11 protein-coding genes are annotated in these 12,200 nt (G+C 51.7%); 6 read left to right on the plus strand and 5 right to left on the minus strand.

The window, feature by feature from the left end:
* Positions 1–138: 138 nt before the first annotated feature.
* From JIN87_RS18175 to JIN87_RS18185, 3 genes are read right to left on the minus strand one after another with little or no spacing between them, the layout of a single operon-like run.
* Entirely contained in the window at positions 139–1,041 is a 903-nt protein-coding gene (locus JIN87_RS18175; RefSeq protein ID WP_200357028.1) for a PDZ domain-containing protein, read from the minus strand.
* 55 nt (positions 1,042–1,096) lie between these two features.
* Positions 1,097–1,624 carry a hypothetical protein gene (locus JIN87_RS18180; RefSeq protein WP_200357029.1) on the minus strand — a complete coding sequence of 176 codons (528 nt, stop codon included), beginning with the start codon at positions 1,622–1,624 and terminating at the stop codon, positions 1,097–1,099.
* Positions 1,614–2,138: an RNA polymerase sigma factor gene (locus JIN87_RS18185; protein WP_200357030.1), complete on the minus strand. Its 525-nt coding sequence runs from the start codon at positions 2,136–2,138 to the stop codon at positions 1,614–1,616. Before JIN87_RS18185 ends, JIN87_RS18180 begins: the two co-directional genes overlap by 11 nt.
* A 147-nt stretch (positions 2,139–2,285) precedes the next feature.
* Between JIN87_RS18185 and JIN87_RS18190 the strand changes: the two genes are divergently transcribed.
* From JIN87_RS18190 to JIN87_RS18200, 3 genes are all read left to right on the plus strand, one after another.
* On the plus strand, positions 2,286–2,855 hold the full coding sequence (locus tag JIN87_RS18190) for a hypothetical protein (protein WP_200357031.1): 570 nt from the start codon (positions 2,286–2,288) through the stop codon (positions 2,853–2,855).
* Between the two features lie 168 nt (positions 2,856–3,023).
* Positions 3,024–5,165 carry a hypothetical protein gene (locus tag JIN87_RS18195; RefSeq protein WP_200357032.1) on the plus strand — a complete coding sequence of 714 codons (2,142 nt, stop codon included), beginning with the start codon at positions 3,024–3,026 and terminating at the stop codon, positions 5,163–5,165.
* Positions 5,166–5,205: 40 nt separating this feature from the next.
* Entirely contained in the window at positions 5,206–5,733 is a 528-nt protein-coding gene (locus tag JIN87_RS18200; RefSeq protein WP_200357033.1) for a hypothetical protein, read from the plus strand.
* 9 nt (positions 5,734–5,742) lie between these two features.
* Here the strand turns inward: JIN87_RS18200 and JIN87_RS18205 are convergent, their stop codons facing one another.
* Complete coding sequence (locus JIN87_RS18205) at positions 5,743–6,702, minus strand: DUF3137 domain-containing protein (protein ID WP_200357034.1); 960 nt, start codon at positions 6,700–6,702, stop codon at positions 5,743–5,745.
* A 30-nt stretch (positions 6,703–6,732) separates the two neighbouring features.
* Positions 6,733–7,293 carry a LemA family protein gene (locus tag JIN87_RS18210; RefSeq protein WP_200357035.1) on the minus strand — a complete coding sequence of 187 codons (561 nt, stop codon included), beginning with the start codon at positions 7,291–7,293 and terminating at the stop codon, positions 6,733–6,735.
* A gap of 573 nt (positions 7,294–7,866) precedes the next feature.
* Here JIN87_RS18210 and JIN87_RS18215 point away from each other — a divergent pair.
* The 3 genes from JIN87_RS18215 to JIN87_RS18225 all read left to right on the plus strand — a co-directional run bounded on the left by JIN87_RS18215 (position 7,867) and on the right by JIN87_RS18225 (position 12,084).
* On the plus strand, positions 7,867–8,829 hold the full coding sequence (locus tag JIN87_RS18215) for a dioxygenase family protein (protein ID WP_200357036.1): 963 nt from the start codon (positions 7,867–7,869) through the stop codon (positions 8,827–8,829).
* Positions 8,830–8,867: 38 nt separating this feature from the next.
* Entirely contained in the window at positions 8,868–11,261 is a 2,394-nt protein-coding gene (locus JIN87_RS18220; RefSeq protein ID WP_200357037.1) for an ankyrin repeat domain-containing protein, read from the plus strand.
* A 67-nt stretch (positions 11,262–11,328) separates the two neighbouring features.
* On the plus strand, positions 11,329–12,084 hold the full coding sequence (locus JIN87_RS18225; RefSeq protein ID WP_200357038.1) for a hypothetical protein: 756 nt from the start codon (positions 11,329–11,331) through the stop codon (positions 12,082–12,084).
* The last annotated feature ends 116 nt before the right edge of the window (positions 12,085–12,200 follow it).

Raw genomic sequence — 12,200 nt, forward strand, 5'->3', positions numbered from 1 at the left:
ATTAAGATCGCGGCACAAGGCCGCTTCATTCAGTAGATTTCGTAAGGAGGAAAACTCTCCCCGCAAAATAGCGATGAACCCAAAAGATGGGTGACTGCCAGCTTTGAGCTCATTAAAAAAGGTCCTAGCTGAAGCGCTCTAGAAAGACTCTTGATGCGGGTGATCCTTGACCCAAATCGGAGCAGCCATCGTCTCGATGCGAACCATTTTCTGGATACGATTCACTTCCTTGAGCACGTTTTCCGGAAGCATTTCCTTCGCTTCATCTGTCATCGGTCCGTTGTAAGTCTCGTTTCCTTCCGCGTCTATGATCTTCACCGATTTTTCGCCATCTACTTCCTTAACCGTGTAGCTCATCCCATCATCCCCGCAAAACTCGAAAACGCGTTCGTCATCGTGTAACACAATTGTGGGCACATTTACTCCTTCGATGTCCTTTACAGCCATCTGCACTCGCTGAACCATGTGCTCGATTTCCTCGTTGAGCTCCATGCTGCGCTCGAGATCGAACTCTCCTCCGTCCCCTACCACTACGATTCGGTTGCCATCCTCAAGCTCGAGTTCACGCAAAGCCCTCATAGCATGCTCGCGAGATAATTCCTGAACTCGGGGAGGCACAGGCGCAGCAGGAGCAAGACGACTCTGTTCGATCTTCTTCTTTTTCTCCTTCTTCTTACTTCCCAATGTCACGCTGAGTGTCTCCTTTTCTCCCTTACGGATGATCGAAAGCTCATGCTCGCTCCCTGGCTCGCTGATTTTAACAAGTGTTACAGCCTGCTTCGTGCCGATCAAAAGCTGGTCGTCAAACTTCATGATGATGTCGCCTTTCTGCAGCCCCGAAGACTCGGCTGGCCCACCCGATACAAGCCCTTCAACGACCACTCCGACTCCGGGTTCCAATCCCAAGTGATCACTCAAAATCTCCGGCACGCTTTCGATATATACTCCCAAATAGCCGTAAGTGCCTTCTTCCCCTGCATGAACAGCCGGCCAAGTCGCCAATGCCAGCAAGGCCACCAATCCTAATTTAACACGCTTCATAATTCCACTTTCTCTCATAAATTCGTAGGTTCTGTTTCAATACACAATTCGCATTCTAAAAAGACTGGGCGGGAATCACGCGAATCTCGTTGCGATAGGTTTTCACCGTATAGGTACCTTCGCCCTCTTCCATCTCCCATACCTCCGTATCCAGATAACGGAGCGCGACACGCTGCACGGGCTTACCGTCCTCCAAGTAGTAAACGGGACTGGGCTCCGCTCCCACTAGCGTCGCGTAGCGTTCGATCGGGTGGGCGGCCACTTCAAAGGTCGCAGATTCAGAGCTTTCAGTAAAAGCTAGGGCGCCTCCGGCTTCATCAGCGATTCGCGGCGGTCCGGAACGGTGATCTAGTACCAAGAGCACCGCCCAAACCGCCGCCATTGCTGAGACCAAAGCCGTAAAAGTGGTTCCCCATACTATCTTCCCCCTCGAGCCACGCTCAGCCTGCGACTCATCTGTCTTTCCTGTTTCCCTTTCGAGAGCCTCTATATCTGCCGCGATCCGCGCTTTTAGAAAGCTGCTAGGACGCTTCGGTTCCATTCCGCGCAAACGTTTCTCAAAATCTTTCGATTCAATCTGCATAATCAAAAATCCTCACTTCTCTCCTCAAGGCCTCCAACGCGTAGCGGTAGCGGGAGGCCGCTGTATTTGGCGAAATCCCCAACGAATCTCCAATCTCCTGCAAGGTCAGCTCCGCCCAAACTTTCAACACGACCACCTCGCGTTGCTCGGGAGGCAACTTCGCGAGCGACGCCTCCAGCAACGCTGCCGTCTCCTGGTTCTCTACTGGACACTCGAAACTCTCCTGGCTTCCCGTAAGTGCCGCTTCGTCCGCCGAGTAGTTTTCCTCCCTGACTCGAGCACGCTTGGTCCGCCTTAGATAATCCAAAGCAGCCCAACGCACGCAGCCATAAAGGTGCGACTCCCGCTTCTCTTCCGGGTGAGACATTCGACTCTTCCAGAAACGCAGAAATCCCTCCTGGACCACATCCTCAGCGGTGGCCACGCATCCAACAAACTGTTTGGCAAAAAGCAGCATTTTTCCGGAGCGCTCGTCATAGAGGGCTTCCCAGTCCTGTAATGTGGTTTCGTTCAAGGTCTCTAGTCTCGAGCAATTTCTACCCCCAATACGCCACCCTCGCTACCCTTCGTCTAAGTTTTTTCGAAAATTCTCGGGCAATCACTGCATAAGCCGTGAATTCTCCCTTCACCATTCCCGCCCAACCACTCATTCTCCTGTTCCATGACACCTATCCGACTCCTGCTCGCTCTCGTAATTCTCCCCGTCCTTCCCCTTCAAGCCCAAGCACCTACGGACCAGCTAAGCGAAGAGGAATTCAAAGCAGCCGGCCTGCACAAACTCACTCCCGAAGAACTCGCCACTCTCAACCAACTCCTGACCCGAGCGCCCTCGCCCCCCGTCACCAGCGAACCCAACGCAGCTACAGCATCCACAAGCCAAGCAGCGCCGCAACCTCCCCCAGTCCAACCCGCTGCGTCCGCTCCAAAACCAAGCCCCACACAAACGGCTTCTCGCTCCGCTGACGACCTCTACGGCAAGGAGCAAGTGACCGTCGACACCAAGAAAGCCCCCAAGAAGATCGAATCCCGTCTTCAAGGCACTTTTAGCGGCTGGTACGGCAGCACAACCTTCAAGCTCGAGAACGGCCAAGTCTGGATGCAGCGAATCCGCGAAGTGCAAAAATACTCACCGTCCGAAAACCCGAAAGTCACCATTTTCAAGTCGCTTGGCGGCTATCGAATCCGCATCGAGGGCTACCGCCAAACCTGCCCCGTGAAACGCATCAAGTAACAGCTCTTCCAGCTCCCCTTACCTCACACCTTCCTCTAGCCCCCTAGATGTGACAAAATCAACGAAATCTGAAAGATTTCCTATAGAGTTCGCCCTTCACGTGTCGTAGATCGCCGATAAGATCCTGTGCAAAAATACGCGACTGTGAAAGCAGCCGTAATTGACCCCATGCACAGACTTCTCCGCAGCATATTCGTTCTAGCCACCGTTTTCTCTCTGACGAAAATCCACAGCCAAGAGCTCTCTATTAGCGCCCCTAAAGGCAACCAGCAGATCGACTACGCCTTATCGGTTCTAAGTTCCCAGCTCAAGTCAACGCCACGCAATCATCGAAGCTCAGGAGAAGAGCTCATTGTCGAAATCCAAGACTCCTCATTCTCGGAAATCCCGCCAGAACGCTTCAGAGTCACTCACGAGAAAGGAAGCAGCAAAATCATCGCCTCCGACTCGCGAGGTGCCATGTACGGAGTTCTTCAATACGCCGAGCTTCTATGCCAGAATCGCCCTGCAAACGAATTGAGATCCTCGAGCAACGAGCCCACCCTTCCGTTTCGCGCCATTAAATTCAATCTGCCCTTCATGTCCTACCGCACGGGAGAGGGGCTACAGTCCAACTACGAGACCTGTCGCGATCTCTCCTTCTGGGAAGACTTCCTCGATATGATGGCGGCCAATCACTTCAATACCCTCACCCTGTGGAGTCTTCACCCTTTCCACTACATGGTACGACCCAAGAACTTCCCAGAGGCGTCTCCTTGGTCCGACACCGAAATGGAAGAATGGCGTTCCCTTTGGAAGGGCATCTTCGCTATGGCCAAAGAGCGAGGTATTGAAACCTATCTAGTAAATTGGAACACTTTCGTGTCACCCGAGTTCGCCCGAGCGCACAACATCGCCGAGTGGAGCGAAACCTGGCAGCACTACGGGGCCAAGGTCGACGACCAGTCAGACGCCGAGCACGAGCTCGTCATCCGCTACACCCGCCAAGTCGTTACCCAAGTCATCGACGAATACCCCAACCTGACCGGGCTCGGAATCACGCTTGGCGAATTCATGGGCAGCATGGACGCAGATCAACGCCGCACCTGGCTCGACCAAACGTTCTTCGCTGGCATCGAGGACGCCTCGCGAAAGATAAAGTTTCTCTATCGAGCCCCTTTGTCCGCCAACAAAACCTCATCGCCTTCAACCAGCGCCGAAAACGACCGCAAAACCCGTGCCCAAATCGAGAGCCTCGACAACATCATCGACACCACGTATGTATCTTTCAAATACAACTGGAGTCACGGGCATTCCTCGCCGGACCTTTTCATGGTGCACGGAGGTCCGCTCTCGGATGCATACTGGAATCCAGAACCAGAAGAAGCGAATATCATTTGGACCGTACGCAACGAAGACTTCCACGTCCTACGCTGGGGTCAGCCAGATTTCATCCGCGAGCACCTCGAAACAGCCGTTAAACCCTATGTAGGAGGCTATATCGTCGGTTCGGAAATCCACATTCCCGCCTTCGACAATACTACTCGCTCCGGACCTCACAAGACATGGACCTGGCAATACGAGCGCCAATGGCTGCTCTGGAAATGCTGGGGACGCCTCCTGTATGATTCCACAACACCTGACACCGTCTTTGAGAAGGAGCTATCACATCGCTTTGGATCAGACACCGGAAAACGCCTCCTGCAGGCTTGGAGACTCGCCAGCCAAACACCTCTCCGATTCGCCTCCTTCTACCAAGGACGAAACGACCTCTCACTTTACACTGAGGGGCACGTCACATGGGACGAACCTGTACCCCCGGAGTTCATCAGCATAGATCGCCTCATAAACCGCCCAGTCCTCGACGCCAATCGCTATGTCAGCATCAAGGACTGGACGCACGGCGGCGAAACGACAACAGGGACACAGATCAGCCCACTCCAGCTAGCGGACGTGCTCTACGCCGACGCGAGAAAATCCATGTTGCTCGTCGACGAAATCAAACGAACTGCACCAAGCAATCCAACCTTGTCAGCAGAACTCGCAGATATCGAATGCTGGTACTGGTACGCCAAATACTTCGCCAACCAAATTCGCGGCGGCGTGTCCCTCGAGCGCTACCGTCTCAGCGGAGACAAGAGCCAGCAACAAGAAGCCGTCAGGCACCTCCGCAAAGCATCGACTCAATGGCGTATGCTCTCGCACACGATTCGCCGCTACAACCACCAGGAGATCCCTTTCTACGCTGGAGTCCCCTTTTCTTGGATCGACTATCTTCCCGCTACCGTGAAAGATATCGAGACCGCCCAACGCGCCACGCCATACCAATAGGAAGGCAACGCTCCATCGTTGCCACAACCCCCGTCAGACGATGAAGCAAACTCTACAACTTGCCCTTCTCCTTTTATTTTCTACCTCCCTTTCCGCTAACGAGGCCACACTTCACCCGAAACTCGAGCCCTTCCGCCCCATTCTTGGCATCACCTACTCAGGAGAATTCGCCCAATCCACTCCCGACAAGCCAGTCATAGACGTGGTCCGAAACGAACGCATTCTCAACGGCCAAGCCATTCGTTCCGTACATTCCTTAAACAATGGAGCCTACGGAGGCGAAACGATCTATCGGTGGGACGAAGAAAAACAAAGAATCGTCTACCACTACTTCACCACTCAAGGATTCATGACCACTGGCACCTTCAAACTTCAAGATGGCGTATTCACCGCCTTTGAAGAAGTCACTGGCGCCGCCAACGGAATTGTAGCCGTTCGCTCTTCTGGCAGTTTCACCCCGGAAAAGATGACAGTAAAATCTGAATACCAAAGCGAAGACGGCAGCTGGACCCCTGGACATACCGCTACTTACACTCCAACCCCAGAGGCAGAGATCGTTTTCAAGTAGCCGCTCGCCCTATTCCTTGGTCCAAACCCGATTGTTCAAATTCAGATCTTCGATCACCCCAAGCACCAGATCGAGGTCCTCTTTAAACTCGCGAACCAAAGCCATATCGACCGGGCCAAACATTTTCGGCTCGAAGCGGTTCTTTGTGCTACTGATCGCTATGTAGATTTTTGAATACAAAAACGAGATGTAGATTTGATCACCGAATTTACGTTTCAGCCTAACGATTCGTTCCATCAAAGCAGGAGACAAGATATAACGGGCCTCCACCTGATCATCCCCGTAGACGCAAAACTCCCGCTCAAACACCGGGTCTTCGAGCCGAATCACATCGGGCCTAGCAAAATTCCAGTCCTGCAATTTCCGCCCAAGAAAACCAAACATCTTTTCGGCAGTGTCCGGCAGCACGATCGTACGGGATGAGAAATCCTTGTTGAAATCGGCCACGAAAAATACGCCCTTGAAGATGGTATGCCAGCTCGTCTTCCGATTTTTGCCGCTGCCGCTAGTCGTTTTGTACTCCGCATGCAGCTCCGAAAACTCGAACTCCGTCTTGTCCAGCTTCCCACGTACATGATCCTCCACCCGGTAGCGATCAATTCCCTTCTGGAACAACTCACTCGCCTTGAAGGTGCTCTTTCTAACCCCAGAACCCGCTCCATACACAAAGCTATCATCGTAGGCAGATACCACCGCCCCCACGACCTCCTGTTTGAACGCTCGCTTGAATGGCCCCGTTATCGAAGCAAACACGATCCCTGCGATAACAACACCCGCAATCGCCACAAATGCGAGCGCATCCCCCTGCCCGTTCGCCGCCAGCATTACAGCAGCGAGAGCCGCAATCCCCACAACCGCGCCAGCACCTATTGCAGCCTTCTTCAAGACTTGACGCCGACGCTCTTCGAAACGCTCCAAAACGGGCTGAATCTGCGCTTCGAATGACTCCTTCGTATCCGCGTAGCTCATACGTTCACTTGATTTTGTAAAGCGAAACTACTAGCTCCCAAACAACTTGCCTACATCCACATTAGCACGCTCTACCTCCGGAATCTCGAACACTGCCTTCCTCTTATAATTCATCGCGTTCGCCATCATGTTGGAAGGAAACATCTCGATCGCGTTGTTATAGCTCGTCACCGAAGCATTGTAAGCTCTACGTGACGCGGAAATCTGCTCCTCTACTTCATTCAGTGAACGCTGCAGCTGAAGAAAATTCTCGTTGGCCTTAAGTTCCGGGTAATTCTCGACCGCCACCATGATGCCACCCATCGCTTTGGAAATTTGATTATCGAGATCAATCCGCTCATCTGCAGACAGCCCACCTCCGATCGCTTTCGCCCGGAGTTCAGTCACCTTGGTCAGGGTCCCTTCTTCATGCGACGCGTATTGCTTCACCGTAGCGACCAGGTTCGGGATTAAGTCATAACGCTTTTTCAGCATCGTATCCATGCCAGCAAAGGCGTTCTCAACCTGGTTCTTCTTTCCAACAAGACCGTTGTACATAACGACCAAGACCAGAAGTATCAGGACAACAATTACAATAAAGGCAATAGACATAACAAGCTATAGGGTTGGGATTCGTTTCGCGGTATTAGCGGATAGATTGTCCGCCACGCACATTATAAGACGAGAGCAAAGTCCCACGCGGATGTCCAACCACAAATAGCGTCGTGCAAAGCTAAGCGATGCACAACAATGCATCTTAGCATTGACCATCAGACAGATCCCCGTAACGTTTTGTTTACCCGAACAACCCACCAAGGCTGGTTTCCCCAGCCTTTTTCCTCAACCGAGGTCTGTTTCGCAATTTATCAGCTAACTTACCCTAAGCTGTTTAATCCACCTCTCATTTTATCGCGACCCTTCGTTCGGAGAATGATGCCCCTCAAGGTCTGGCAACACCCACATTCCATTTCTGGAACCCAAGCGTTTCGAAATCGGAACAGAGTCGGTTTCATCCTGACGTGCCCGAGACCTCTCTTATCACGAAGAGAGAGTAACCATCGAGGCTCGATTATTTAGAGCAATAGGTTGGCACAACAAATGCGATATTAGCGTAACATCTGCCGCTGCGAGACAGGATCATAAAAGAAACGAACCATAGCTCCTCTCAAAACAGGAAATCGAGCCATGTCAACTGACCCAAAAATCAATCGTCGTACCATGCTCCGCACCAGTCTCGGAGTTACTGCAGGAACCGTAGCAAGCACTCTCAGTATCGGAAAAGGAGATACAACGGACTGTACCGTTTCTCCAAAACAAACCGAAGGTCCTTTCTATCCGATTCACGAACAAGAGGACAAAGACGTCGACCTCACCCGAGTTAAAGGCCGCAAAAAACGAGCCAAAGGCAAAGTCGTCAATGTGCGCGGTCGGATACTCGACCAAAACTGCGAACCGCTTGCAGGCGTCATGGTGGAGGTCTGGCAAGCAAACGCCGCTGGGCGCTACAGCCACGAAAAAGACACGAACCCAGCTCCTCTAGATCCAAATTTCCAAAGTTGGGGTCAGACCACAACCGACCAGGATGGTTACTACGGTTTCAAAACCATAAAACCAGGCGCCTACCCGTTGAATCCAGAACGCGGCGAGAACAGCCCACGCCGCCCTCCACACATACACTTTAGAGTCGCAAAGCGAGGCTACCACGAACTCGTAACGCAGTGCTATTTTCCCGGCGAGGCGCTCAACGAGACCGACAGTATTTTTCAGGCTCTAAGCAAGAAAGAACAGAAGAAGCTAATTCTCGTTGCCCAAGACTCACCAAAGGAAGCGATCTACCATCTTGATCTGCACCTGCAAGCAGCTGAATCAGCAAACAGTACAACAGACTCTCTCGAGCAATACGTAGGACGTTACCAACTAGAGGAAAGCGGTACGCTTAAATACATTTCGATCACGCGTGAAGGCACAACCCTCTATGCCGAAATCGACGCTTTCTTCCCCAAAATCGAAATCATACCGAACGAACGCCGACGCTACTCGCTGGATACACGACAAAATGGATACGAAATCGATTTCGATACAAAGCGGCAAAAGCTCACCCTCTATCGATCCGACGCCCCCACGATTGAGGGTACGCGAACCAGTTAGACGTTGGTCCAAATCCGAACCTCAGCTCGATCCCCGTCATGTGCCCGTCACGTCTACCATTGTCTTCTAAGCCGCTAGCGACTCTATCAATCCTCACTTGCCTTATCCTGAACGTTTCCTCGGCCTCAGTCATCAAAGCGATCAGAGATGGTGATTACTCCCTTGCTCGAGCACTTGTTGATAGTCGTACGAATATCAACGCACGCGATGAATTCGGCAACACCGCTCTCCATTGGGCTGCGCTAAATCAACAGCCCCAGCTCATCAAAACGCTTCTGAAAAGCGGATCCAAGGTCGATCCTCAAAACAACTCGAAGGCAACACCGCTTATCTACGCAGTCGGTAACGCGAAAGCAGTTCGACTCCTTCTCGAACATGGTGCTAATCCAAATCACCAGACCGATTTTGGTACGACTCCGATTTTAGCTGCTGTTGAAAACGCCCAATCAAACGAAGTCATTAAGCTCTTACTTGAACAAGGAGCCGATCCCCTTCTTACCCCTGAGAGGTCTCCGCTAGACGCAGCTGCATCAAATGGAGACCTAGAATCGGTCAGACTACTGCTCGCCTCTGGAGTCCCCGCAACCAACGTCATTGATCCCGCCTGGAGGGGGTACGCTGACATAGTGAAAACGCTCTTAGACGCTGGGGCCGATATAAACGCGCCAGATCAATTCTCCGGGAACGCCCTCAACGCAGCCCTGTACGGACAAAAGCCGGAGATGGCGAAGTTCCTCATAGAGCAAGGAGTTGATCTCACGACACGCGCGCCGCGAGGCCCTGATGAAACTCCCACATTGCTCTGGGCCGCCTACAATATTGCAGGCGATTCAAGCGTAGCAGAATTAATGTTACACAAAGGAGCCGACCCGAATATATCCTCGGCACTTGGCGAAACCGCCCTTGATTGGGCACGGCTTAGAAACAACAAAGATCTAGAAAAGGTCCTGCTAAATGCTGGTGCAGAACCCGGAACCAAGAAAAAGAAGAAAAAGCAGATCCCTAACAATCAGATCCCGAGTGATTCTCACAAGCGAGATACATATATCCGTAAATCAATTACAAATGGGATCGATATACTGCAGCGAACTTCAGATGGCTATCTAAACGCAGGGATAGTCCAAAAACAACAGTGCGTTTCCTGCCATCAGCAGACCTTGCCAGCAATTGCCTTTGGGGCCGCCATGGAGCGAGGATTCGAGTTGGATAAAACCTCGATTGCTCGGCAAGTACAAGACCAAGTAATATACTGGTCTAACCACAACCGGATCGCGAAAGCCTATGAGATGATAGCGCCGCAACCGAATCCGTCAGTGGTAGTTGGATACGGTTTGTTAGGACTGTCAGCACTCGGTTATCCAAAAGACAGACTGATCGACTCGATGGCACGTCATCTAGCGAACAAGCAAACGCTGAACGGATCTTGGGCCGCGGACGACGTACGCCCTCCGATGGAAGGAGGCCCCATCGTTGGAACAGCCCTGGGAGTGTGGGCGATGAAAGAATGGCCGATCGCAGGATTTCGAAACGGTATGAATGAGATTTACAAGCGTGCCGGCACCTATCTCCATCAAGCTCAAGCTGATGATGTCAACCAGCAGGCGTTCCAATTACTAGGACTCGGAATATCGGGAGAAAAACCAAAGAAACTCCGCAAACGAGTAAATGAACTATTGGAGAAACAAAATGTGGACGGAGGTTGGGCTCAACTAGAAGAGTGGCCGAGCGATTCTTGGGCGACCGGCGTCACCTTGTACGCTTTACACGAAGCGGGGGGTATCCCTACCACACATGAAGCGTACCAACGTGGAATAAGATTTCTCCTGAGAACACAGTTTGCCGATGGATCTTGGTACGTACGCAGCCGATCCTGGCCTTTCCAACCGCATTTCGAGAGCGGATTCCCACACGGAAAAGATCAATGGATTTCCACTGGCGGCACTGCCTGGGCGATCTTAGCGCTCCTCCTGACTCAGGAAAAAGTGAATACAATAGGCACGATCGATTGGACCTCCATTGAAGTCCCAGAGAACTATTCAAAATCCCGCCCCACCACAGTGGTTGCGAACAAAGCAAACAGAAATGGGCCGAATGTCTCCTTCAACACCGACATTCAACCCATTTTGGAACGCTCTTGCTATGGTTGCCACAGCTCCAAAGCAGAAAAACTAAAAGGAGGTTTCGACGTAGAAAAGCGGGACAATTTCCTCGAAGGCGGACAATCGTTCGAGCCCGTCGCGATCATAGGGCAAGCAGAAGAGAGCGACCTAATTTGGATGATATCTGATCAAATCGAAGATTTGGAAATGCCGCCTCTTTCGAAAAGAGAAAAGTACCCACCTCTCTCTCAGGCAGAAGTCGATGCGTTTAAGGCTTGGATAAATCAAGGCCTGCCTTGGGGAGTCTCCTTAAAAACCGCAGACTTGAACTAGATCAACCATAGCCGCTCGCCCTCTCTATCTTCAACATCCCTCGGAAAAACCACTAACCACCAACTGTATGAAAAAACTGAAAATCCTACCCATCCTGTTCCTAGCAATCACGCCTCTCCTCGAGACTTTCGCCCAAAACATCGTAATGATAACGCGGAGACATGTACCAGCGGATCATATGCAAGACTACGCGAATCGAGAATCAACCTACTGGAAAGCCGTTGCAGAGAAACACATCACCGACGGAAGCCTTACGGCTTGGTCGGTATGGAGAAAAGTTGGAGGTTTCGACTTAAACAAAGGCCATAACTTCGTAGTCGTTTCGGTTTTCACCCCGGAGCAGTTCGCTATGACTCATTCATACCGTAAAACTCTAAAAAGCTTGTTTCCAGATGCCTCGGAATCAGAGATGCGGGTTAATAAGATCAGCACGGTTAAGGACAATTTGATGTATCGAAATCTGTCCCACTTTCACTCGGGCGATGCACAAGCGGTTCGAGTTAACTATTCGAAGGCGAAAAGCCGCGACTACTACAGGGTCGAACCCGAAATCTGGGGCCCATTCATCGACGAGCAAATGAAAGCCGGCACAACTAAAGTAGTGAGTTGGGGCTTCTACATTTTGACGAATCCAAGAGGCCGTGGCATGCACCACGATGCAATATCTGTAGACGGATTCGCTTCAGTTACAGACGCGCTTCTTGGAGGCAATTTTGATGAGGGGGTGGAGTTCCCAGAGAACATCGACGAGATATTCGACCGACACGAAAAAGTGGAATCCGTTGTATATAGCCTCGTCGCGAAAGCGGAGTCGAAAGACTAGCATGCAACCCCAAGGACCAACATTGAGATCGCGCCTAACACGACGGACTGCGATAAGAGTAAAGCTAAGCGTATTGGCGTCTTCACTACTCTTTCCACTGTCCAAGCTAGCCGCAG

This window comes from Pelagicoccus mobilis, from assembly GCF_016595505.1.
GTDB classification, from domain to species: domain Bacteria; phylum Verrucomicrobiota; class Verrucomicrobiia; order Opitutales; family Opitutaceae; genus Pelagicoccus; species Pelagicoccus mobilis.

Excerpts from the sequence above, each read along its gene's own strand:
- JIN87_RS18205 (WP_200357034.1), bottom strand. The coding sequence starts at position 6,702 with ATGAGCTACGCGGATACGAAGGAGTCATTCGAAGCGCAGATTCAGCCC.
- JIN87_RS18180 (WP_200357029.1), bottom strand. The coding sequence starts at position 1,624 with ATGCAGATTGAATCGAAAGATTTTGAGAAACGTTTGCGCGGAATGGAA.
- JIN87_RS18190 (WP_200357031.1), top strand. The coding sequence starts at position 2,286 with ATGACACCTATCCGACTCCTGCTCGCTCTCGTAATTCTCCCCGTCCTT.
- JIN87_RS18175 (WP_200357028.1), bottom strand. The coding sequence starts at position 1,041 with ATGAAGCGTGTTAAATTAGGATTGGTGGCCTTGCTGGCATTGGCGACT.
- JIN87_RS18210 (WP_200357035.1), bottom strand. The coding sequence starts at position 7,293 with ATGTCTATTGCCTTTATTGTAATTGTTGTCCTGATACTTCTGGTCTTG.
- JIN87_RS18200 (WP_200357033.1), top strand. The coding sequence starts at position 5,206 with ATGAAGCAAACTCTACAACTTGCCCTTCTCCTTTTATTTTCTACCTCC.
- JIN87_RS18220 (WP_200357037.1), top strand. The coding sequence starts at position 8,868 with ATGTGCCCGTCACGTCTACCATTGTCTTCTAAGCCGCTAGCGACTCTA.
- JIN87_RS18195 (WP_200357032.1), top strand. The coding sequence starts at position 3,024 with ATGCACAGACTTCTCCGCAGCATATTCGTTCTAGCCACCGTTTTCTCT.
- JIN87_RS18215 (WP_200357036.1), top strand. The coding sequence starts at position 7,867 with ATGTCAACTGACCCAAAAATCAATCGTCGTACCATGCTCCGCACCAGT.
- JIN87_RS18225 (WP_200357038.1), top strand. The coding sequence starts at position 11,329 with ATGAAAAAACTGAAAATCCTACCCATCCTGTTCCTAGCAATCACGCCT.